This is a genomic window from Companilactobacillus sp. y65-5 (assembly GCF_057541095.1).
The window spans coordinates 356312-379391 of record NZ_BAAJOA010000001.1 but is presented as its reverse complement, the minus strand read 5'-3'; the positions used below and the strand labels follow the sequence as shown (position 1 = coordinate 379391).

The following is a 23080-nucleotide window of genomic DNA, read 5'->3' as shown; positions in this document are numbered from 1 at the left end:
ATTTATAAAAATGAGGGAAAATTATGTCACTACAACAATTGGGAAATATTCTGCTTATTTTGAGTCTAATAACCTTCGTAATTTTTTTAATTACAATAATTGTTTATTATTGGCATTCGCGTAAAAAGTCTAATAATTATTTGGGTAATGATGAGATAGAATTGCGCTATTTTATTCAAATGCAGGTCGATTATGAGAATAAACTTTTAGGTTACGAATGTTTACTGCGTCAGCATAACAATGACGATACATGGTCGCTACCTAAAGACTTAGATTCGTTACCCCTCCAGCGAATAATTCCCCTATTGGATGAAACTTTTAGTGCTTTACCAACTAAGTTGTTGACGTTGTCGATCAATCTTGAATACGATCAGATAAATAGTCCTGAATTTTTGTATTTTGTCAGATGGGCAATTTCTAGAATCGAGCCGCTGCAACTTGCGATTGAATATTCTGCTGACAAACCTTTGCCGCCGATCGACCGCTATCACTTTTTTAAAAATATCAAACAGGCACGGGCATATGGCATGCTTTTTCAAATTGACAATGTAGGTTCTGACAAGGAAAACTACCAAAATATTAAGCCACTGCTGCCATATGTTGACACTTTGAAATGTTCGATGAAGAGTTTTCGGAAGGCGGATAAGAACATCTGGTTAGATCTGAATCTTCAATTTTGGAATAAATTAGCAAAGGAAAAACAGATAAATTTAGTTTTAATGGGTATTGAAAATAACGACGATGAAAAGTTGGCGGAATTATTAAGTATCCCAGGACGTCAAGGATATTACTTCGGTCGACCCATGAATCCCAAAGAGAGGAAAGACAATCTTGCGCGATAAACAGCAGTTATATAGTGATGATTACTTTGAAAAAGGTCATTGGATACGAAAAATTTGGCAAACAATATTGGCAATTGCCGGTTGGATTTTAGCAATTTTACCGATTGTTATCACTGGTACTTCCATCTGGGCATCGTATAATCCCAAGATTCCACATTTATGGTCGTATTCAGAAGGAATCTACGAATTCAAATTCATCGGTACGTTACTATTGTTTGCATTCATTGTCATCGCTCAATTTGCTGTTACGATGACGATCATTCAAAATCGTAAACGAAAAAGATTAGTGGAACAATGGCCAACTTTTAATCCAATCAATCAAAAGAAGCGAACGGTTGAATTGAATAAGTTTATGGATCGAAGATTTGGTGATAAGGAATTTCGTGAGAATGTTCGAAATTATCAAGTTCAACCTGAACAAAATCTTGATACGGATCAAATTCAAAATCTTTTTGCAGATAAAAAAATCAATGGTTTGAACAAAGATTAGGGGGTGAGGACATGTCAGAAATTTTTATTGATAGCATTTTAAAAAACACTGTCAACGGGACGATTCTCAATGTTCTGCTCTTAATATTATGTTTGTATCCAATCGTTGGTTCATTTTTTTGGTTCTGTGGCGCCTTGTCTTATCGTTTTATAAAGACTAATAAGTATGATGACAATTTCGTGAATATTCCGATTGAAAAGCAACCGTTAGTAACAATTATGATTCCTGCACACAATGAAGAGGTCATGATCGGCGATACTATTAGTTATTTATTTGAGAGTCTCAATTACCATAACTTTGAGGTTCTGGTCATGAATGACGGTTCAACTGATAAAACAGCTGAGATAATACAAGACTTAGAAGAAAAATATCCTCGCCTTAGAACGATTGAAATAGTTGAAAACAAAGGTAAGGCGCATGCATTCAATATTGGGATGTACTTTGCTAAAGGTGAATATATTCTTAGTAACGATGCCGACACATTGCCTGAACCAGATGCATTGATGAAGTATATGAATTTTTTTATTCATACTCAGGATATGAATACATCTGCTGTTACGGCTAATATGGATGTGCAGAATCGAACTACTTTGTTAGGAAAGTCGCAGACGGTCGAATTTTCTAGTATCGTCGGTGTTATCAAACGAAGCCAAACGTCCATCAATGACTCGATGTATGCGTACAGTGGTGCTAATACAATGTATAAGAGGTCCTTTTTGGTTGATGTTGGTGGATTTCGTCAAAATCGAGCCACGGAGGATATTAGTATCGCATGGGATCATCAAATGGTCGGTGCTGTTCCTAGATTTGCACCTAATATCGTCTTTCATATGAATGTCCCAGAGACTATCAAGGACTTGTACCATCAGCGAAAGCGTTGGGCACAGGGAGGGACTGAAGTTTGGTTGACTAATCTGAAAAAATTTTTGCGGCATCCAATCAAGCATCGCTATCAATATTCGATGTTTGTGGATTCGACCTTGTCGATCATCTGGTCATTCTTTTTTATTGTCACATCGGTTATTTTCTTGTTGTCTATGTTGCTATTGCTGATCAATGGGGACTATACACGTGTACTCCATGGTATTTACATTTCGTTAATATTTGTTGCGTTTGAGATGATGGCGGGATTCGTCCAAGTCTTAGCAGCACTGATCTTGGATCATCACGGTGCCAAATTAAAATATCTATTTTTTGCACCGTTGTATCTATTATTCTATTGGATGGTCAATCCGATTACTGTAGTAACGACATTCATTCCAGCCGTCAAAACAATTTTGGGATTTGGCAAGGGCACTTGGGTCAGTCCGAAACGTCAAACTATGAAATCTGATTGAAAATTAATAAAAATATCCAAAAATTAAATATTTTTAATAAAAAACCCTTGCATTATTTTTGGCGTCTGTTAGTATAACTTACATAAATTAAATTTCAACTTCACAAGAAGTAATCAATTACCTGGGTGTAAAGAGAATTGACGGTTGGTGCGAGTCATGCAGGGTAACTTGATAAAATACCTAGTTGAAATTTCGTGTCCGACGTTACAGGAGTAAAGAGCAGATAATCTAATTATCTGAATTTGGGTGGTACCGCGCAATTAGCGTCCCTGCATAAACTGCAGGGGCGCTTTTTTTATTCCCGATAACTTGGACAAAATAATAGGAGGATATTTACATGAACATTATTGATGAACTTTCATGGCGTGGTCTGATCAACCAACAATCTGATGAAGAGGGCTTAAGAAAGTTAGTCGACGAAAAAGACATTTCCCTTTATTGCGGAATGGATCCAACAGGTGATTCAATGCATATTGGTCACTTATTACCATTCATGACATTGAAACGTTTTGGTAATATGGGGCACCATCCCTATATCGTTATCGGTGGAGCTACTGGTTCAATCGGTGATCCCAGTGGTAAAAAAGCTGAACGTCCAATGCAAACAATGGAACAAGTCAATCACAACGTTGAGGCTCTAAGTAACCAAGCGAAGAGAATTTTTACAGATTTCACAATGGTTAACAACTATGACTGGACTGCTCCAATTGGAATTTTAGATTTTCTACGTGACTATGGAAAACTATTCAATGTTAATACAATGCTAGGTAAGGAAATTATTTCAAGTCGTCTCGAAGCTGGTATTTCCTTTACAGAGTTTACTTATCAAATTTTACAATCATTGGACTTCTTAACACTTTATCGTGAACATGATATTCAATTGCAAGTCGGTGGTGGTGACCAATGGGGTAACTTGACAGCTGGATTGGATTTGATCCACAAGGCTGAAGGGCAAGATGCTAAAGTCTATGCATTGACTATTCCATTACTACTTAAGGCTGATGGTACTAAGTTTGGTAAGACCGCTGGCGGTGCTGTATGGCTCGATCCTGAGAAGACATCACCTTATGAGTTCTATCAATTCTGGTTCAATCAAGATGACAAAGACGTAATCAATCTTCTTAAGAAATTTACTTTCTTAACACAAGATGAAATCGCAGATTTAGCTGAAAAAGTTAAAACAGCACCGGAGAAACGTGAAGCACAAAGAACTTTGGCAGAAGAAGTTACTAAATTCGTTCACGGGGAAGAAGCACTTAAAACAGCAGAAAAAATTACTGATGTGCTATTCTCAGGCGAAATTCAAGCTTTAACAACGGATGAAGTCGCACAAGCCTTTCATGGTGTACCAAGTGAAGAAATCCCTGCAGATGAAATCAACTTGGTAGATCTATTGATCGCTACAAATGTCGACAAGTCAAAACGTCAAGCACGTGAAGATATTCAAAACGGTGCTATTAGAATCAATGGGGAAAGACTAACTGATACAACAACAATGATCGATCCTAAAGATTCATTTGATGGCAAATACATCGTTATCCGTCGTGGAAAGAAAAAGTACTTCTTAGCCAAGATTAAATAAATTTAATTAGGGCGATGAATAAATATGAAAACAGAAAAAAGACTAAGCACCTTAGAAAGTTTAATTGTAATGATAGTAATGTTTGGAATCTTAGGAACCATGATGATCGGCTTCGGGATGACCCCACAAGTTCCGATCTTGCTGACATTTACATTATTGTTATTTTACGGAAAGTTCCGTGGTTTTAGTTGGACGGAATTACAAGATGGCATTATTTCTGGAGTTAAACCGGGAATTATTCCAATGATAATTTTTGTTATGATCGGCGTATTAGTTGCTTCATGGCTGATTTCAGGTGTTATTCCAACGATCATGGTTTACGGATTAGAGCTTCTTAATCCTCATTTCTTCTTATTTACAGTTTTTGTAAGTTGTTGTTTAGTCGGTGTTATTGTAGGTAGCTCATTTACAACGATTTCAACTTTGGGAATTGTCTTCATGGGTATCGGACATGTTATGGGTATCGACGCAATTTTAACAGCTGGTTCGATCGTTTCAGGCTCACTATTTGGTAACAACATGTCACCATTATCTGGAACGACTAATTTATCAACTGGTATTGCTGGAGTAAAAAATGTCTTCAGTCATATTAGGACCATCTCCCATACCGCCGTGCTCTCAGCCGCAATTACAGCAGTTATCTTTTTATTCATCGGCCACACTAATGGCCAAGTCGACATGAGTTCAGTTCATCATATTGTTAACTCATTGCAAGCTAATTTCTTCGTATCACCAGTTATGTTATTACCAATCATCGTTTTGATTGGATGCGCCATTATGCAAGTTCCTGCTATTCCGACCCTATTGAGTGGGTCATTGACCGCTATCATCATGGACGTGTTTATCAATCACACATCGTTCAAGACAATCAGTAATGTTATTATGAACGGCTTCCAATTGCACTCCTCTGACAAGCAGATCAATGCTATTGTTAGTGGTGGTGGTGTTTCCAGTATGTTGGACAGTATCTCATTGATTCTAGTGGCCTTGACATTAGGTGGAGTCCTACTAAAATTAGGTGTTGTCGAAAACTTGATCGGTAAGTTGAGTAACAAGGTCAATACACCTGGTAAGCTAGTCAGTGCATCAATGCTTAGTGCAATCGGTGTAAACTTTCTAGTTGGTGAACAATACATTTCGATCATTCTTCCCGGAACAACTTTCCGTGGTAACTTTGAAAAATTAGGTATTGAACCTCAATACTTGTCACGTGTTTTAGCTAGTGGTGGTGCAGATATCAACGCATTAGTACCTTGGGGCGTTAGTGGTATTTTTATCTCAGGAATTTTAGGAGTAAGTCCATTTGCCTTCATCCCATTCGCCTTTTACGTTTGGTTGAATCCGTTACTAACTGTTATCTTCGCGTTTGTATTTGGTAAGAGTTACATGACAGATTCAGAGACAAAAAGTAAAAAAATTTCTTTTAAAAAACCTGCGTTAAATACTAATAATTAATTATTAAAAATAAAATAAAAGTGACTTCCATGCCTGTCATAACAAGCTAGAGGTCATTTTTTTATCTGTCGCGAATTAAAATTTTTCTTGACGATTATTTGTAATTAACATATAGTAATTCCAACGAAAACTTTTAAGCAAGTCCTGTGAGGCTTGAAAGGTTACACATGGTTTTCGTAATAAAAAATTATGAAAAAATAAAAGAAGACAACTTTTAATCGGATCCAGTGAGATCCCAAAGGTTATACGAGAGAACTCCAACTTTGGGACACTGAATCTTACAGTGTCCCTTTTTATTTGGAGGAAAAAATAATGAAGCACATACTTTCAATGTCACAACTTTCAAACGAAGATGTATACGGATTGATCGAGAATGCAATTGATTTTAAACATGGTAAAAAATCAAGTATTGGACAAGACAAATTTGCTATTAATTTATTCTTCGAAAACAGTACGAGAACCAAATCAAGTTTTCAAGTTGCAGAAATGAAGTTAGGAATGAAAGAAATTGCTTTTGAAGCATCGACTTCTTCAACAACTAAAGGTGAGAGTTTATACGATACGGTCAAGACCGTTGAAAGTATCGGTGCTAGTGTGGCAGTTATTCGTCACAGTCAAGACAAATACTATGAAGAACTTGTCAACAACAACGTAAATATTCACATCATCAACGGTGGCGACGGAACTGGTCAACATCCTTCACAATCACTACTAGATTTAATGACGATTTATGAACACTACGGTCACTTTGAAGGCTTGAAAGTCGGAATCATTGGAGATTTAAGTCACTCCCGTGTAGCACATTCAAATGCAGAAATCTTAACTCGACTAGGTGCTGACGTTTGCTTCGGTGGATTAGATTCATGGTATACAGATGAGTTCCAAGAAATCGGACCTCACATGAGTGTCGATGACCTCTGCCGCGAGATGGACGTTGTAATGTTACTAAGAGTTCAACATGAAAGATTAAGTTCAGAAGAAAATAAGAGCTTTTCAAAAGAAGATTATTTCCATGAATATGGACTAGACATGCGTCGTGTTGATATGATGAAGCCAGATGCAATGATCATGCACCCTGCACCAGTTAATCGTGGAGTAGAAATCGCTGACGATGTAGTAGAGTGCCACAAGTCATTTATCTTCCCACAGATGACAAACGGTGTGTACATGAGAATGGCAATGATCGAATCTGTACTTGAAGGAGCAGAAATTGACAGCGAAGTTAATCAAGAACGCCAAGCTATATTACGATAATAAATTAATAAATAGTGATGTTTTGATTGAAGATGGTAAGTTTAAAAAAATCTCAAAGGAATTGAATCCAGAAAATCTTGAGACGATTGATGCCGAGCACAAGTTAGTTACTCCGGGATTAGTTGACATTCATGTTCATTTTAGAGAACCTGGACAAGTTCATAAAGAGACCATCAAAACTGGAAGTGCGGCAGCAGCCCATGGTGGTTTTACAACCGTTGGAGCAATGCCCAATGTCACGCCAGTACCTGATGACATCAAAAAATTCAAACATCAAATAGAATTGAACCAACAAGCTAGCGTCCATACGTTACAATATGCACCAGTCACATTGGAAGAAACATCAGATCAACTTAGTCCGATCGAAGATCTTGTTAAGGCAGGAGCATTTGCTTTTTCAAACGATGGACATGGCATCAACAATGCTAAGAGCATGTATGACGCAATGTTGAGAATCAAGCAAGTTAATAGTCATCTAGCAGCACACGTTGAAGATCAAAATTTATTTAATAAAGGCGTTATCAATTCTGGTAAGACTGCTACAAAGTTGGGACTGCCAGCTATCGAACGCGTCGCTGAAACTTCACAATTAGCTCGTGATTTGCTTTTAGCCAAAGAATCAGGCGTCCATTATCATGTTTGCCATATTTCTACGGCAGACAGCGTTAATCTGATCAGAATCGCTAAGGATGCTGGAATCAACGTAACTTGTGAAGTTACGCCACACCATTTGCTACTGAGCGATGCAGATATTATTTCAGATGATGCCAATTTCAAGATGAACCCACCATTACGTTGCGAATCAGACCGTGAAGCATTGATCGCAGGCGTACTTGACGGAACAATTGATATGATTGCGACTGACCATGCACCACACGCTGTCGACGAAAAGAACAAGGGCTTCTTAAAGAGTGCCTTTGGTATCACAGGAATCGAAACATCCTTCCCATTGATGTATCAGTTGTTTGTTGAAAGTGGTTCAATGAGTTTAGAACGTTTACTAGCTATTATGTCTACCCGACCAGCTGAGATTTTTGGCTTGGATGCTGGAAAGATTCAAATCGGTCAGTCAGCTGACTTTACGATAATTGATTTAGATCAGGATTATTATTTCAAGCAGACGGATTTCTTATCTAAGGGTTTGAATACTCCCTTTGTGGGTAAAGAATGGAGCGTCTCTGCTAAAATCAAGCAGACGTTTGTAAACGGTGAGGAAGTTTATTCAGATAGTATTTGAGGAGGTACGAGTAAGTAATGAAGAAACCAGTAATAATTGCGTTAGATTTTGCAGATGATTTTGAATGTATCGAGTTCTTGAGTCAATTCCCCAAGGATGAAGAGTTATTTGTCAAAATTGGATTAGAAATGTTTTGTCAATTCGGTTATCCATTTGTCAGAAGTTTGAGAAATCGTGGCTATAATATTTTCTTGGATCTCAAACTGCATGATATCCCCAACACAGTTCGTAGAACTTGCGAGATGATCGCCAAGTGGGATGTTCAAATGCTAACAGTTCACGCAAGTGGTGGCGCAGAAATGATTGCCGCAGCTAAAGAGGGACTGGCGGGTACTGAGACTAAATTATTGGCAGTAACGCAGTTAACATCGTTAGGACAAGTTGAATTAGCTAATGAGTTGCAAGTACCTTTGCAATCGCAAGATTACGTCACGCATTTAGCTAAATTAGCTTACGACAATGGTGCAGATGGTGTAATTTCTTCAGCCCTCGAAGTTCCTCTGATCAAAGAAGCAACTGGGGAAGATTTCTTATGTATTACTCCAGGTATCAGACCAAAATCAGCACAGGTAGGAGATCAAAAGCGTGTAGCTACTCCTGCTAAGGCAAGAGTCTTAGGTAGTGATGGAATCGTTGTAGGTCGTCCTATTACGCAATCTGACAATAGTTATGTTTCATATCAAAATATTTGTAGAGAGTGGGATAAATAATGGATAAAAATGAAGTTTCAAAAAATATTGCAAGTGAGTTATTAGATATAAAGGCAGTTACACTCAATCCCAAGAGCCCCTTTGTCTGGGCGAGCGGGATTAACGCGCCAATATATACTGACAATCGTTTGACAATTGCTTATCCAAAATTCCGCCAACAAATTGCCAAAGATTTGGCAGATTTGATCAAAGAAACATATCCAGGAGTCGAAGTTATCAGTGGGGTAGCAACCGCCGGAATTCCTCATTCAACCGGTGTCGCAAATATCTTAAACCTTCCATTAAACTATGTTCGTGCACAACCTAAAGATCACGGTAAAAAAGGACAAATTGAAGGTCGTTGTCAAAAAGGCGATAAAGTGGTTTTGATCGACGATTTAATTTCTACCGGTGGTAGTATCTTGAAGGCAGTCCATGCTGTTCGTGAAGCTGGAGCAGAAGTTATCGGAACAGCTGCGATCTTCTCGTATAACTTACCTGAAAGTACTACCAACTTCGCTAATGCTGATACAAAATTAGTAACGTTGACGAATTATCCAACCATGATCGAAGTAGCTCAAGAACAAAACTACGTTGAAGCTGAAGATATGGAACTATTAAAACAATGGTATCAAGAACCAGAAAGTTGGGGTAAATAATGGATTTATATAAATGCGCAAGACCACTTATTTTTAAGATTGATCCTGAGGTCGATCATCATCTAGTTGCTGACGGACTGAAGAAGTTTAATGATAAATCAGAAATCCTACGCAAAATGTTTTATGTAAAAAAACGTCCTAACTTACAAGTTAAAATCAAAAATTTAACTTTTGAATCACCAATTGGAATTGCGGCAGGATTCGACAAAAAAGCTGAATTCTACAATAGCCTTGGTGCATTAGGTGCTGGCTTCGTCGAAGTTGGTAGTGTAACTAAAAAAGCACAGGCTGGTAATAAGAAAAAACGTGTCTTCCGTTTGCCAGAAGATCACGCAATCATTAATCGTATGGGTTTGAACAATGATGGTATCGAAACGACTAAGGCTCGTTTGGAGGCACATCCAGCTAATGTTAAAATCGGTCTAAGTTTAGCACCTGGACATGGATTAACTGACGCCCAAAAGGTTACAGAATTAGTGGAAGATGTTAAAGAAATCCATGAACAAGCTGATTACATCGCTCTAAACATCAGCTGTCCTAATCAAAAAGGTGTTGCCACATTACAACAAGTTGAGATATTGACAGATTTACTAACACGCATTCAAGCATTAAATATTGAAGAACCTGTATTTTGTAAATTTGGTAATGATATTGATACAGATGAGTTACTTTCTACATTACATACTGTTGAAGGGTTACTAGATGGTGTTATTTTAACTAATACTAGTGGCATGAAACGTGAAAAATTAGTCTCAGCTGATAAAAAAGAAAACGGCGGATTAAGTGGTAAGCCGATTTTTGAGACATCGATTGCGATGACAAAGTTGATCCACGGTGAATTTCCAGAGATGCCGATAATTTATTCAGGTGGTGTCTTTACTCCTGAAGATGCTGAAACAGCCCTTGAAGCAGGGGCTACACTGGTAGAAGTATATACAGGATTTATTTATAACGGTCCCACAATGATCGAACGAATTAATCGATATTTGTCGGAAAAAGAATTAGTTTCCAGAATAAAATAAAATGTTAATTCAATCCAAAAAGGTTGTGGATTTCCACAACCTTTTTGTTATAGTTTTTTTAATTCAAAGTGAGGAAGACAAATCCAACAATACCAACTAATAGGCAGTATAGCAGTGATGGAGCTAATGTCTTACGGAGGATATTTCCTTCTTGTCCATTCATACCGACTAATGAACTAACGGCAACAATATTATGGACGCAGATCATATTACCGGCTGCAGCACCGATCAGTTGGGCTGATAAAACAATTTGTTGTGATATGTGTGCATTGTTAGCAATGTCTGATTGGATTTGACCGAAGGTAAGTGTTGAAACCGTGGCACTTCCAGTAACGAATGCACCCAGTGCCCCTAAGAATGGTGCAATGAAGATCCAACCAGCTGAGAAGTATTTGGAGATAAAACTGGCGATAAACATCGGCATACTTTCGAGGTCGGCACTATTATAGTTTGAGTTAGTAAAGACTTGTACCATTATCAGAGTGACGATCAAGGCGATAGCGGTCGACTTCATCGACTTGATCACATTGATCCCAGTTGGTATAAGGCTCTGAAGTGACTTAACTTGGATCAATAGACCAATGATCACGGCAACTGTTAGTAATGTTCCGGGTGAGTATAGGAATTCCCAATCAGAATTTAACCCTTTGATTCCCATGATATTTTTCCATGATAAATTCAAAAATGTTGTTAAGAATGTTTTTAGAGGTGCAATAACTCTAGATAGCAACAGTAAAAATACAACAATAATATATGGTGACCACGCTTTAACTAGTGACATATCAGAAGTTTCTTCATTTTTGTTAGATTTTAGTCGCATCGTCCAAGGAGTGGTAAAACTGGATTTTGGTACTAAGAACTTTATTCTAATAGTAATTATTGCGACGATGATCGTGACAAATGGTGATAGGATCGAAACAAATTCATAGCCGACAAACATGGCTGATAATAAAGCGATTGAGCTATAAAAAATACCGATAAACAATGTCCACGGTAAAAAATCAAGCCAGCTCTTTAGTCGCGTTTGTTTATTTTTACCGAATAAAAACGCTAATAGGAATACTAACATCGTGGGCATGAGTGATCCGGCGAACAAATCGATTCTAGTCAGACTTTGACCAACAGAATTTAAAAATTCTGGATTATCATTTACGTTACTCAAGCCAACTGTAAGTGGTGTACCAACTGCTCCAAATGCAGCGGGTGCTGAATCGGCTACTAAGGCAAGTGTGACAGAGGCAATTGGTGAAAATCCTAGTGCGATCAATAGTGGTGCTGTAACCATGGCGGGAGTTCCGAAACCAGAGACTCCTTCGATCAATGCCCCAAATAAATAGGCAATCAGGACGGTTTGTACACGCATGTCAGAAGAAAGTTTTTCGAAGCCGATATTGATTCTAGTAATCGCTCCAGTGTGTTCTAAAGTGCGTAGCATCACTAAGGCACCAAACAAGATCCAAATGATAGGTAGTGCTTTATGGATGGCTTGTAAAATCGATGCTAGTAAGATATTGATGTCCATTTTCCAAAAGGTTGCGCCGAGAATCATAACTACGACAGCACTTATTGACATTCCTTTTGTGGCAGGTAGGTTCAAGACACCTAATAAAATCATTGGTAGAATTACGGCTGATAGTGCAACAAGTATCATAAATAGTTCCTCCGTTAGTCAGTCTGTATTTCAGTCGTATAAGTTAGAAGTAATAAACTGGTTTTCCCTCTCAAAGTCAATATCTCCAGAATTAACTTCTAAACTCGATATAGGGGCCATTTTGGCCGCGTGTTTTAATAAGAATGGTGCCAGTAATGTGGTTAGGATTACTGCGGTGATGATAGCTGAATAATAGGTTGAAGATATCAATTTGGATTGGTAACCGATTTGTGCGATTATCAGTGCCATCTCACCACGAGATACCATGCCGGCTCCGACCATGTATGATTCGGAAAATGAAAAGTCGGAAATTTTAGCACCGATACCTGCACCGAATAATTTGGAAATTACTGCGGCTAATGTGAGTATGGTTATGAAGCCGATATGACTACCTAAACCGGTGAGCTTCATATTTAGACCAATGCTTACGAAGAATACAGGGATGAAGATTGCGAAACCGATCGGTTCAATGCTGCGATCGACTTCGTCCTTAACGCTAGTCTGAGAAATAGCGATTCCAGCGAAGAAAGCACCGACTACTGAACTTAGACCTAATAGATCTGCTAGATAGGCCATTCCAAAGCACAAAATCATTGCCATTAAAGTGGGACCTACGGGCACGAATAAATTTTCTCCCAATTTAGCCATGATCGGCGCTAAGAACTTGACTACAAAATAAATAGAGACGAAGAACAAAGCCTGCCCGCCAAAGGTTAAGACGAGGGATGAACTGTTCCCACTGCCTGTGCCAATCAAGCTGACCATGACACTCAAGATGATTACGGCAAGTATGTCATCGACTACGGCCGCACCGAGAATTGTTGCGCCTGCCTTTCCTTGTAAGACGTTCAATTCTTTGAGGACGGCGACAGAGATCGAAACTGATGTTGCGGCGAAAATAACACTCAAGAAAAGGCTCTCAGAACTTGTCATCTGGTAGGCGACACCGATTGCATAAATCATTGCCATCGGAACGATAACTCCAATAATTGCTACTAAAAAACTAGGTTTCAAATATTTTTTAAGTAGATTCAAATCACTTTCGATTCCAGCGATGAACATCAGTATGATCACGCCTATTTCCGAAAAGAAATGGATGAACTCATTTGGCTGTACCCAATTTAACAGGGCAGGACCAAGGACTATCCCAACGAGAAGCTGACCGATTACGCTAGGAATTCCCATACGTGAAGAATAATGTCCAACAAGGGTTGTTGTGAGTAAGATTAAAACTAAGATACCCAAAAATTGCATAATAAATAACCTCCAAAAAAATAGGCCTCAAACTAAATCTTCCTAGCTATTGAGTTGGGGAGAAATACTTTGAAGCTGTTAACAACCGATGAATGCATTATCTGTGTTTTTTTATATTAACACATTACATTTATTGTGAAAACTGTGAAGTATCAGGAATGTAAGCGCAAATATAATTCACAATAATTTTCTAATTTTTCCAATCACTTAAATATCTAACTATTATTGAAATACCGCCAAGTATTTATTTTCACAAACTTTAAATTAAAAAAACACCATCAAAAAAAATTTTTTGATGGCGTTTTTGGCATATTTATTGCTATAACATTTGTAATGGACCACCGTCAATACCTTTTGTGATGGTTATTTCGGTCTCAGGTTCGATATTTGTCTCGGCGGCGACAATTTCTGACAAGTGACGTCGAAGATCTTCTTCCTCCATTTTGGACTTAAGATGCCAAGCATCAAGATTGGAGTTAGCAGAGATTTTTCCTAATTTTTCGATACCCTTGATTTCTCTAGGATCGACGAGATTTTCTGGTGCCGTGTTGATTTCAATAAAGTAATTCGTATACCAATCGAAAAAGTTCATAAATTCTTTCAAATCATTACCCCCAAAAGCGATTTCTATATTTTTATTTGTATACAATATCATTTACTATAATAGAGTAGTTTAGTTAATAAACGTAATGTTTTTAGATAAAATTTCAAATATTGGGGAGAAGTAAGATGAATCTTGAATATGTACAAGTCGAAGAAATAAGTGACGAGGATTATAAGCTGTTGCTGGATGCCGATCCATACAAGAAAATAGTAGATGATTATATCAATCGTGCGACCGTCTTTGAGGTTATCAATGTCGATAAACTAGTCGGGATAGTAGCCTTGTTGCCAACTAGACCGGAAACTTTGGAGATAGTAAATATCGCAGTCGCTCCAGAGCAACAGAATTTAGGTATCGGAACGTTGATCTTGAAAAAAATGATCACTAGCGCAAAAACCGCTGGTTATACAACTTTGGAAATCGGAACTGGAAGCAATTCGTATCAACAACTACATGTCTATCAAAAAGTTGGTTTTCGAATGAAGTGGATCGATCGTGATTTCTTCGTGAATAATTATCCTAAAAATATCATCGAAAAGTATCTGACCACCAACGGTTTCGTGCTAAGAGACATGGTCAGATTGACGATGACATTGAAATAGTAAAAAGAAATTTACTGTTTTGAATTAATTACTTTGACACACATAGTAATACGTGATAAATTATTATTACGAAAGGAAGACGGTGAATGAAACCTATAATTTCAAAAGATATCATACGTGGACACACTACCACGATTGTCCTTAATATCCTCAGTCAAAGTGACAGTTACGGTTATGAGATTTCCAAAATTATTAAAAAATTAAGTCATGATACCTATGAATTGAACGAAGCGACGTTGTATACAGTTTTTAGAAGACTAGAAAAGAACGGTGACATTCAGAGTTATTGGGGTGACGAAAGCCAAGGTGGACGACGTAAGTATTACAAGATCACAGAGCAGGGCATGGAGACACTGAAGACTAATGTCAAGGAATGGAATTTTGCCAAACACGTAATCGATGATTTAATTCTCGGAAGGATTGACTAATATGAATGAAAAAATTGCGGAATTAGTAAAAAAACAATTGTCGGAGATATTTGAGGATTACCCTCATACTCCAGATATTCATGAGTTAGCTGAAGAACTCAAGTCAGACTTGATTGCTTCAGCTGAAGATAAAATGACTGAAGGTAAATCAGCTGAAACGGCAGTTCAAGAAGCGTTTGATGAGTTCGGAGATATTAATGATCTGATTGATGAAGTCATTCAGGATAGTACCTATGAAGAGGAACATGACGATGGTCATCACATCGATATTAATCAATCAGGTATTACGGTTGATGACGGTGAAAAATTAAAAATAGATAAAAATGGAATCTTTGTGAATAAAGGAAACTCATTTAGAGTTGACGGTAACGGAGTATCCATTGGCAATGGTCAAATCTTTCGAGCAGATGGTAACGGCGTTAAATTAGGAAACATGACGATCGATGGACGGGGAATAAACTTTAATCAAAATACCAACAATGTTCATGAGACCTTTTCTCAATTCGATGAACAGTTCGATCACAATGTTGATACAGAAGTTTATGTAGAAACATTAGATTTAGCTAATGAACAATCTTTTGATATCACTGAAGTGGAACGATTGGATGTAAATTACAATTATGCAACAGTGCGAGTGTTACCAGTCGATGGCGAAAAAATTATTTTGAGAGAGTACATGTCACGTAACAATCCAGAATACTTCGCTAAAACCAAAGTTCATAATGGTACATTGAATATCGTTCAAGGCCGCTATCCCAAATTTTTGCATTTGACCGTCAGAACTCAAGTGTTGATACCGCAAAAATTCGTTGGTAATTTAAGAATCTCTAATCTAGCTGGCAATCTGTATGTTACAGGTATCAGTGGCTTAGAGACTATCAAAACTACTATCAATAGTGGTAATGGATACTTTAACAACATTTTAGTGGAGAATTTGTCAGTCAGAAATCAATCAGGTAAAGTAAAACTTGATTCGGTTAGAGCTAATGGCGCTTTAGAATTGTCCGCACACAGTGGTTCAATCAAAATCAACGATGTCTTGGGAACTGAATTCGACATTGATGCTCACAGTGGCTCTGTCCGAGGCGAAGGATTGAGTGGTAGTGGTGATATTTCTAGTCATTCAGGTACGATTTCGCTTAGTATCGATGATTTACTGGGAGATTTGAATGTCTCGTCACATAGCGGAACGATAAAATTGCGTATGATTCCAACTAATTATAAATTTGATCTTCAGGCTAAGAATGGCATAGTCAAAGCTCCACAAGAGGCCATTTTTGAGCATGACACGATAGACTTCAAAGATGGCCATATTGGATCTAGTGCTCTATACACTGTTAGAGGCAAGGCCACATCCGGTACGATCAGAATTTATTAAAACTGATGTTTTAAATTTATTTCCAGTATCAAATAACCTCACTTTTTTGATTTAATAAGTGGGGTTATTTTTATTAACTATTAATTATATTGCAGTCAATGAATCTTTATAGGTAGTTAATTAATTATTACGTAGAAGTTTTGTTACCAAGAAATTGACCTACTAAAAAAATTGTAAAAAAAATAAGCTTGAAAACAACGTGTATTTAGCGTCTGTTTTTAGATTAAAACACTTTGGACAATATTCCGTTTTCCATCTGTCATTTTCAAGTTAATTATTTATTGATGAATCTTATTAAAAGTCAACTAAATAAAAATAAAATATATTGTTTGTTAGCTTAGGGTAACAAGTTAAGACTATATTAAAATCAGATTAGTAATCACTGGCATTATAGTAGAAGCAATCGGTCTATAATTGAACCTTGTTCCCCAAAAAACTCATTGCATTCATCAAGCGAGGCTTGAGATTTTTATTGTCATGCAATTGATCCCATGACACGTCTAATTTTATTTCGGTATTTTTTAATTTCAAAACTAAATCAGTAGGTTTACGTAACCAAGTAAAAATTGGTTGTTTTTGATTTTTAAAAACAGAAATATCTGCTAAAGAATACGACTTATCGGAAGAAATTATCTTAAAATCATTGATTTCCGAGTAACTTACGAATTGGTGATCAGCTTCTTGGCCCTTAAAAATCATTTTTAGCTTGAGTCGATAAGAGCTCATATCATAATATGAAATACCATGTTCCTCAAGTGTCCAATAACTATACAAAAAGGGCAAATAACTAGGATAATACACAAAAAGCATGATCAATAAGATTATTAAAAAGATTGTCAGTCCAGTTTTGAAATTAATTAAAGAACCACCACATCCAACTAGTAGACTTATTAAAATACTTTTAATTAGAGGACCATGGTTTATTTCTTTACCAAATTTAATCGTGCTGTCCATTCTACCACCCATATTTTTTAATACACCCATTGTAGCTGTTTGCAATCGTTTTCACAATAAGAATTAATTTCATATTTATATTGAAAGAAAAAAACAATAATTATTATGAAAAAATTACTTTTAAAACCGTTGTAATCGCTTAATTTATTGTATATGCTTTAGGGAGAACAAGTATAGGGAGGGTACAATATGGAAAAAAAGGTAAAGAAATTTAAAATGCCTTCGGCGTACACGATTTTATTTTTCTTAATTATTTTAGTTGCCATACTAACTTGGTTAATTCCAGCTGGTGAATATGCAACAAGTAAAGCGGGAAATATTATTGCTGGTACGTATAAATCACGTGCAAGTAGTCCTCAAGGTTTATGGGACGTATTCTTAGCACCTATCAATGGTATGGTAGGTACTGATTTAACCGAAGGCTCTATCTCTGTATCACTATTTATTTTAGTTATTGGTGGATTCCTAGGGGTTGTTAATAAGACGCGTGCGTTGGACGATGGTATTGCTACAGTTGTTCGTAAAAACGCTGGTAAAGAAAAAGCTCTTATTCCAATTTTAATGACATTATTTGCTATTGGTGGATCCACATATGGTATGGGTGAAGAAACAATTGCGTTTTACCCAATTTTGATACCAGTTATGATCAGTGTTGGGTATGATACGATTACTGCTATTTCACTGGCCTTGATTGGATCACAGATCGGATGTTTGGCATCAACGGTTAACCCATTCGCTACAGGTGTTGCTTCTCAAACAATTAATATCTCACCTGGTGATGGATTAGGATCACGTTTTATCTTATTAATTATTACTACTGCAATTAGTATTATTTATGTTATGCGCTATGCGGACAAGGTTAAGAAGGATCCAAGTAGTTCGTATGTGTTTGAGCGTCGTCAAAAAGACTTGGAAGAATTCTCAACTGCTGACAAGTCGATCGATGACAAGTTATCTGGTAAACAAAAGGGTGTTCTATGGCTATTCGCTTTGACATTCGTAATCATGATCCTAGGATTGATTCCTTGGACTAGTTTGAATGCAAGCTGGACATTCTTCGAAGACTTTACAAAGTGGTTCGTTAAGATTCCATTCTTAGGTGCATTTATTGGACAAGACTTCGCACCACTAGGTACATGGTACTTTACAGAAATCACAACATTATTCTTCATGATGTCAGTTATTATCATGTTTGTTTTCCGTATGAAAGAATCAGATTATATCGTTGCCTTCATGGAAGGTATGAGCGAATTTATGAGTGTTGCTATCATCGTTGCTGTTGCTCGTGGTATCCAAGTTATCATGAACAATGGTTACATCACAGCTACTGTATTGCATGCTGGTGAAACAGGACTTCAGAATCTATCATCAGGTATATTTATCGTCTTAACTTATATTTTCTACATACCAATGTCATTCTTGATCCCATCAACATCCGGACTAGCTGCTGCTACAATGGGTATCATGGGACCATTAGGTAAGTTCTCAGGTGTTGACGGATCATTAGTTATCACAGCTTATCAAGCTGCATCTGGACTAGTTAACTTGATCACACCTACATCAGGTATCGTTATGGGTGCCCTAGCAATTGGACACGTTGATATCGTTACATGGTGGAAGTACATGTGGAAGCTGATAGCCATACTGTTTGTCGTAATAGCGGCATACCTAGTTATCGTTTCGATGTTGTAGAGAGTTTTGGATTCAAAAATTTGAAGGAGGTTTCAAAATGGAAACATTTATCACAGATAAGGTTCAAGAAGATGCAATCAAGGAACTAGGCAAGGTCATCGCTGTTCCATCGTATTGTGAAGACGCTGAAGAGAATGCGCCTTTTGGACCTGGACCTAAGAAAGCATTGGACACTGTCCTAGAAGTTGCTGAATCAATCGGCTTCAAGACCTTTGAAGATCCTGAAGGATACTATGGATATGCTGATATCGGTGAAGGCAAAGAAATCTTTGGATTAGTTTGCCACATGGATGTAGTCCCTGCTGGAAATCTTGATGCTTGGAATACAGAGCCATTTAAGATGGTTGAAAAAGACGGTCAATTGTACGGTCGTGGTACTCAAGATGACAAGGGTCCTAGTGTTGCTTCAATGTTTGCTGTAAAGGCAATCATGGACGCTGGATATACCTTCAATAAAAAAATTCGTTTTATTTTTGGTACTGATGAAGAGACACTCTGGAGATGTATGGCTCAGTATGAGAAGAAGGAAGCACCTATTGATATGGGTATTGCTCCTGATTCAGAGTTCCCATTAACATATGCCGAAAAAGGATTACAACAATCATATCTAATAGGTCCCGGCTCTGATGAATTGAATCTCAAGCTAGTCAATTCATTCAATGCCGTTCCTGGTAAGGCTGTCTATGATGGCCCTAAACAAGACGAAGTAATGGCTGCACTCAAGGCTCACAAATTTGATGCTGACAGCGTTGACGGTGGTATCGAAGTTCACGGTAACTCTGTTCATGCAATGAACGCACCAAAGGGTACTAATGCAGTTGTAAGATTAGGTATGGCTCTTGCTGATGTATTCCCAGATATTCAAGTGCTCAAGTTCTTGAAACAATTTGGTGAAGATGCTAATGCAACAAACTTGTTAGGTGATATTTCTGATGACGTATCAGGAAAATTGACGTTTAATATTTCAAGTTTGGAAATTAGTCCAGAAGAATCACGTCTACAAATTGATATGAGAATCCCTGTTAAGGTCGATCACGATGAACTCATTCAAAAAGTTTCAGATGCTGTGAAACCTTTTGATATGAAGTATGAAGACTTCGATTATGTTGGACCATTGTATGTACCAACAGACACAGATTTAGTTAAGACATTGATGTCTGCATATCAAGATGTAACTGGTGATACTGAATCTAAACCAGCTATTTCAGGTGGTGCAACATTTGCTAGAACAATGAACAATTGTGTAGCCTATGGAGCAATGCTACCAACTACGCCTGACTTCATGCATCAAGCAAATGAACATTGGAGCGAAGCTGATATGCGTAAAGCAATGGAGATCATTGCTGAAGCAGTCTATCGCCTCTGTGTTTAATATTAAATTTTGTAATGTTGTTCAGAGTATTATAAAATAATTTATAATTAGAAATTAGGACCGCTTTGGCGGTTCTTTTTTTGTTTTGTATTTATGTTCAAGTCATAAAATTTGTTTTATACTGATAAATTGGTTAATTTAAAGGTAAGAGAAAACGTTGGATTTTTCAAAATGTCTATTCATTTGTCAAGAAAGGAAATTGCAAGATTAGCTTGCGGGTGAATTTTTATATTCAATTTTAATACACAGCCAAAAAAATATAGATTCGAAGGTGACATGACTGTTCCCGGAGATAAAAGTATCGCTCACCGAGCTATCATTTTAGGATCATTAGCGAAGGGAGTTACACAGATCAGTAACTTTTCTTTTTCTGAAGATCTTACGACGACTGTTAAATTATTCCAATCTATGGGCGTAAAAATGCATGTTGAATCAACTACAAAGGACATGATTATTAAAGGCTCAGATCACCATTTTGAGCCAATCAGCCATAGGCTAAATTTGAGTAATGTTGGTGAGCTACAAAGTTTGATCATGGGAATGCTTGCTACTTTACCAGATACGTATACCCTCGACGGTGGAGATTTTTTAAGTAAACGCCCATCGGATAACTTGTCCTTATTGTTGACGGACATGGGAGCTGACCTAACTAGATTGTCGGATAATTATCTACCGCTACAAATTACAGGTTCGACACATCTTAAAGGCATCACATATCAACAAGATATCGCCAGTGCTCAAATCAAAAGCGGATTGATTTTTGCTAGTCTATATGCGGATTCAAAAACAGAAATAATTCGTAAAATGCCAACTCGTGATCATACGGAACTTTTAGCAAATTATTTCGGCGCTGATATTGTGACCAATCCAGATACGATTGTTATCAATCCTGAGAATACTAATTTGACCGGTCAAAACTTTACAATACCTGGTGATTTTTCTTCAGCAGCCTCGTACATTGCCGGAGCACTATTATCAGAGGGAAGTAACCTGACACTCCACAATGTGGGACTTAATTCAACTAGAACAGGTCTATTGGATGTCGTTAAGCAGATGGGGGCTCACATAGAGACTGTCAATCATTCCAAAAATAGCGTTGAACCATATGGGGATTTGTTCATTAAGAGTCAGCCGTTGCACGGTACGACGATCAAGGCTAAACAAGTTCCGTTTATTATTGATGAAATCCCGATTATTGCACTAATGGCGTCTCAAGCTAGTGGCAATACGGTTATTGAGGATATTCACGATGTTCACTTACAGATCAGTGATCGCATCAAGAACATGCGGGTAGAATTAGCAAAATTGGGCATCGTTATGGACGTAAACGATGATTCTATCGTTATTAAAGGTGGACAAGAGATTCGGGTTAAAGACGATGTTGATAGCCATAATGACCATCGCATCGCGATGATGCTTTGCGTAGCATCTAATATTACTGATTCGCCGTTTCAAATAAAAAACATCGAAGCGATTGATATTTCATACCCAGATTTCATTTCAGACATGAAGAAGGTATTGGTGGAAGCATAAGTTTTATGCTTCTTTTTTTTGTTTCATTGACGTATGATAAATGTAACAAATTGTGTAAGGGGTTACTAAACTATATGATCAAATTTATTGGAACTGATCTGGATGGGACTTTACTAAATAGTTATAGTCAAATTTCTGAAGAAAATATCAATGCAGTTCGTAGAGCAGTTGATTCAGGATTAATTTTTGCAATCTGTTCAGGTAGAACTCTACATTCAGTTAATAAGTATTTTAAAGATGATTTGAAAACATCGGGGTATAAAGTCGTACTCAATGGGGCTGTCGTTGTCAATAGTCAGGGGGAAACTGTTGTCAATGAACCGCTGTCGCATGAAGTTGTTGAGGAGATACTGAAGCGTTCGGAATTCAGTAAGTTCAAAATCGTCTTAGATGGATTAAATTACACGCAAGTCTATGACCCCACTAAAATCTGGACTACTTACTTTGAGGGTAGTAGTCGGCATAATCTACACGCCAATTCAATCGATGAATTGCGTAAAAAAAATGATGATCCAGACTTTGAAATCTATAAGATATGCTTCAGCACGACACCTAATCGTTTGATGGAGTTGAGAAAGAAATTAGAATCCTTTACCTCGCTACCAGTTACGATCAGTCGTTCGGGAAGTGATTATTTTGAGATCAATGCGCAAGATATAACCAAACTGTCAGCGCTACAGAGAATATCAGAGCTAGAACAGATTCCGATCTCACAATTTATGTGTTTTGGCGACTATGGTAATGACTTGGATATGATTCGTGAGGTAGGGTATGGTGTTGCGATGGACAATGCCATCGAAAAGATCAAAGATGTTGCTTGGAAGGTAACTAAAACCAACAATCAAGATGGTGTTGCAGATATGATCGATCGAGTTTTAAGAGGTGAATTTGACAGTAATAGTGGTAATAGCAAGCCAGATTACTAATTGTATTTATTTGTGTTTTATGAGTAAAACAGCTTGATATATTTAACTTCAAGTTATACAATCAAACTGATTAATGGAAACGCTTTACAACCATGCTTTTTATAAGAAACAAACGAATA

Annotated in this window: 21 protein-coding genes; 17 read left to right on the top strand and 4 right to left on the bottom strand. The window is 37.3% G+C overall.

The window, feature by feature from the left end; translation table 11 throughout:
• Nucleotides 1-23 precede the first annotated feature (23 nt).
• From AC27FM_RS01945 to AC27FM_RS01900, 10 genes are all read left to right on the top strand, one after another.
• Nucleotides 24-842, top strand: coding sequence for an EAL domain-containing protein (locus AC27FM_RS01945; protein WP_487085642.1), 819 nt, complete (start codon nt 24-26; stop codon nt 840-842).
• The gene (locus AC27FM_RS01940) at nt 832-1332 is read left to right on the top strand and encodes a hypothetical protein (RefSeq protein WP_487085641.1); all 501 of its coding nucleotides are present in this window, start codon (nt 832-834) and stop codon (nt 1330-1332) included. Before AC27FM_RS01945 ends, AC27FM_RS01940 begins: the two co-directional genes overlap by 11 nt.
• Nucleotides 1333-1343: 11 nt before the next feature.
• Complete coding sequence (locus AC27FM_RS01935; RefSeq protein ID WP_487085640.1) at nt 1344-2669, top strand: glycosyltransferase family 2 protein; 1326 nt, start codon at nt 1344-1346, stop codon at nt 2667-2669.
• 337 nt (nt 2670-3006) lie between these two features.
• The gene (gene tyrS, locus AC27FM_RS01930) at nt 3007-4251 is read left to right on the top strand and encodes a tyrosine--tRNA ligase (protein ID WP_487085639.1); all 1245 of its coding nucleotides are present in this window, start codon (nt 3007-3009) and stop codon (nt 4249-4251) included.
• 24 nt (nt 4252-4275) lie between these two features.
• Nucleotides 4276-5706, top strand: coding sequence for a Na+/H+ antiporter NhaC family protein (locus AC27FM_RS01925; RefSeq protein WP_487085638.1), 1431 nt, complete (start codon nt 4276-4278; stop codon nt 5704-5706).
• Nucleotides 5707-6018: 312 nt separating this feature from the next.
• Nucleotides 6019-6960: an aspartate carbamoyltransferase catalytic subunit gene (locus tag AC27FM_RS01920; RefSeq protein ID WP_487085637.1), complete on the top strand. Its 942-nt coding sequence runs from the start codon at nt 6019-6021 to the stop codon at nt 6958-6960.
• Complete coding sequence (locus AC27FM_RS01915; RefSeq protein ID WP_487085636.1) at nt 6917-8197, top strand: dihydroorotase; 1281 nt, start codon at nt 6917-6919, stop codon at nt 8195-8197. Before AC27FM_RS01920 ends, AC27FM_RS01915 begins: the two co-directional genes overlap by 44 nt.
• A gap of 17 nt (nt 8198-8214) precedes the next feature.
• Complete coding sequence (gene pyrF, locus AC27FM_RS01910) at nt 8215-8907, top strand: orotidine-5'-phosphate decarboxylase (RefSeq protein WP_487085635.1); 693 nt, start codon at nt 8215-8217, stop codon at nt 8905-8907.
• Nucleotides 8907-9545 (top strand): orotate phosphoribosyltransferase, encoded by a 639-nt coding sequence (pyrE, locus tag AC27FM_RS01905; RefSeq protein ID WP_487085634.1) that lies wholly within the window; start codon nt 8907-8909, stop codon nt 9543-9545. Before pyrF ends, pyrE begins: the two co-directional genes overlap by 1 nt.
• Complete coding sequence (locus AC27FM_RS01900; protein ID WP_487085633.1) at nt 9545-10567, top strand: quinone-dependent dihydroorotate dehydrogenase; 1023 nt, start codon at nt 9545-9547, stop codon at nt 10565-10567. The genes pyrE and AC27FM_RS01900 overlap by 1 nt, the downstream gene beginning before the upstream one ends.
• Before the next feature lie 58 nt (nt 10568-10625).
• Here the strand turns inward: AC27FM_RS01900 and AC27FM_RS01895 are convergent, their stop codons facing one another.
• The 3 genes from AC27FM_RS01895 to AC27FM_RS01885 all read right to left on the bottom strand — a co-directional run bounded on the left by AC27FM_RS01895 (nt 10626) and on the right by AC27FM_RS01885 (nt 14076).
• A complete protein-coding gene (locus AC27FM_RS01895) occupies nt 10626-12218 on the bottom strand; it encodes an L-lactate permease (protein WP_487085632.1) in 1593 nt (530 codons plus the stop codon).
• A 30-nt stretch (nt 12219-12248) separates the two neighbouring features.
• On the bottom strand, nt 12249-13472 hold the full coding sequence (locus AC27FM_RS01890) for a cation:proton antiporter (protein WP_487085631.1): 1224 nt from the start codon (nt 13470-13472) through the stop codon (nt 12249-12251).
• Between the two features lie 319 nt (nt 13473-13791).
• A complete protein-coding gene (locus AC27FM_RS01885) occupies nt 13792-14076 on the bottom strand; it encodes a hypothetical protein (RefSeq protein WP_487085630.1) in 285 nt (94 codons plus the stop codon).
• 125 nt (nt 14077-14201) lie between these two features.
• Between AC27FM_RS01885 and AC27FM_RS01880 the strand changes: the two genes are divergently transcribed.
• The 3 genes from AC27FM_RS01880 (at nt 14202) to AC27FM_RS01870 (ending at nt 16484) form a co-directional block, all read left to right on the top strand.
• Nucleotides 14202-14678, top strand: coding sequence for a GNAT family N-acetyltransferase (locus AC27FM_RS01880; protein WP_487085629.1), 477 nt, complete (start codon nt 14202-14204; stop codon nt 14676-14678).
• 86 nt (nt 14679-14764) lie between these two features.
• The gene (locus tag AC27FM_RS01875; RefSeq protein ID WP_487085628.1) at nt 14765-15106 is read left to right on the top strand and encodes a PadR family transcriptional regulator; all 342 of its coding nucleotides are present in this window, start codon (nt 14765-14767) and stop codon (nt 15104-15106) included.
• Between the two features lies 1 nt (nt 15107).
• Nucleotides 15108-16484, top strand: a complete 1377-nt coding sequence (locus AC27FM_RS01870) for a DUF4097 family beta strand repeat-containing protein (protein WP_487085627.1) — start codon at nt 15108-15110, stop codon at nt 16482-16484.
• Between the two features lie 408 nt (nt 16485-16892).
• On the opposite strand, the gene AC27FM_RS01865 is transcribed toward AC27FM_RS01870, so the two are convergent.
• Nucleotides 16893-17438 carry a hypothetical protein gene (locus tag AC27FM_RS01865; RefSeq protein WP_487085626.1) on the bottom strand — a complete coding sequence of 182 codons (546 nt, stop codon included), beginning with the start codon at nt 17436-17438 and terminating at the stop codon, nt 16893-16895.
• 189 nt (nt 17439-17627) lie between these two features.
• On the opposite strand from AC27FM_RS01865, the gene AC27FM_RS01860 reads away from it, so the two are divergent.
• The 4 genes from AC27FM_RS01860 (at nt 17628) to AC27FM_RS01845 (ending at nt 22961) form a co-directional block, all read left to right on the top strand.
• Nucleotides 17628-19130 carry a YfcC family protein gene (locus AC27FM_RS01860; protein ID WP_487085625.1) on the top strand — a complete coding sequence of 501 codons (1503 nt, stop codon included), beginning with the start codon at nt 17628-17630 and terminating at the stop codon, nt 19128-19130.
• 37 nt (nt 19131-19167) lie between these two features.
• The gene (locus tag AC27FM_RS01855; RefSeq protein WP_487085624.1) at nt 19168-20502 is read left to right on the top strand and encodes a M20 family metallopeptidase; all 1335 of its coding nucleotides are present in this window, start codon (nt 19168-19170) and stop codon (nt 20500-20502) included.
• Between the two features lie 222 nt (nt 20503-20724).
• Nucleotides 20725-22035 carry a 3-phosphoshikimate 1-carboxyvinyltransferase gene (gene aroA / locus AC27FM_RS01850; protein ID WP_487086066.1) on the top strand — a complete coding sequence of 437 codons (1311 nt, stop codon included), beginning with the start codon at nt 20725-20727 and terminating at the stop codon, nt 22033-22035.
• 74 nt (nt 22036-22109) lie between these two features.
• Nucleotides 22110-22961 (top strand): Cof-type HAD-IIB family hydrolase, encoded by an 852-nt coding sequence (locus AC27FM_RS01845; RefSeq protein WP_487085623.1) that lies wholly within the window; start codon nt 22110-22112, stop codon nt 22959-22961.
• Nucleotides 22962-23080: the final 119 nt, after the last annotated feature.

Coding starts and splice junctions, on each gene's coding strand:
- AC27FM_RS01865 (WP_487085626.1), bottom strand. CDS start 17,438: ATGGACAGCACGATTAAATTTGGTAAAGAAATAAACCATGGTCCTCTA.
- AC27FM_RS01945 (WP_487085642.1), top strand. CDS start 24: ATGTCACTACAACAATTGGGAAATATTCTGCTTATTTTGAGTCTAATA.
- AC27FM_RS01895 (WP_487085632.1), bottom strand. CDS start 12,218: ATGATACTTGTTGCACTATCAGCCGTAATTCTACCAATGATTTTATTA.
- AC27FM_RS01880 (WP_487085629.1), top strand. CDS start 14,202: ATGAATCTTGAATATGTACAAGTCGAAGAAATAAGTGACGAGGATTAT.
- AC27FM_RS01875 (WP_487085628.1), top strand. CDS start 14,765: ATGAAACCTATAATTTCAAAAGATATCATACGTGGACACACTACCACG.
- pyrF (WP_487085635.1), top strand. CDS start 8,215: ATGAAGAAACCAGTAATAATTGCGTTAGATTTTGCAGATGATTTTGAA.
- tyrS (WP_487085639.1), top strand. CDS start 3,007: ATGAACATTATTGATGAACTTTCATGGCGTGGTCTGATCAACCAACAA.
- AC27FM_RS01845 (WP_487085623.1), top strand. CDS start 22,110: ATGATCAAATTTATTGGAACTGATCTGGATGGGACTTTACTAAATAGT.
- AC27FM_RS01860 (WP_487085625.1), top strand. CDS start 17,628: ATGGAAAAAAAGGTAAAGAAATTTAAAATGCCTTCGGCGTACACGATT.
- AC27FM_RS01890 (WP_487085631.1), bottom strand. CDS start 13,472: ATGCAATTTTTGGGTATCTTAGTTTTAATCTTACTCACAACAACCCTT.
- pyrE (WP_487085634.1), top strand. CDS start 8,907: ATGGATAAAAATGAAGTTTCAAAAAATATTGCAAGTGAGTTATTAGAT.
- AC27FM_RS01870 (WP_487085627.1), top strand. CDS start 15,108: ATGAATGAAAAAATTGCGGAATTAGTAAAAAAACAATTGTCGGAGATA.
- AC27FM_RS01855 (WP_487085624.1), top strand. CDS start 19,168: ATGGAAACATTTATCACAGATAAGGTTCAAGAAGATGCAATCAAGGAA.
- AC27FM_RS01900 (WP_487085633.1), top strand. CDS start 9,545: ATGGATTTATATAAATGCGCAAGACCACTTATTTTTAAGATTGATCCT.
- AC27FM_RS01925 (WP_487085638.1), top strand. CDS start 4,276: ATGAAAACAGAAAAAAGACTAAGCACCTTAGAAAGTTTAATTGTAATG.
- AC27FM_RS01920 (WP_487085637.1), top strand. CDS start 6,019: ATGAAGCACATACTTTCAATGTCACAACTTTCAAACGAAGATGTATAC.
- AC27FM_RS01935 (WP_487085640.1), top strand. CDS start 1,344: ATGTCAGAAATTTTTATTGATAGCATTTTAAAAAACACTGTCAACGGG.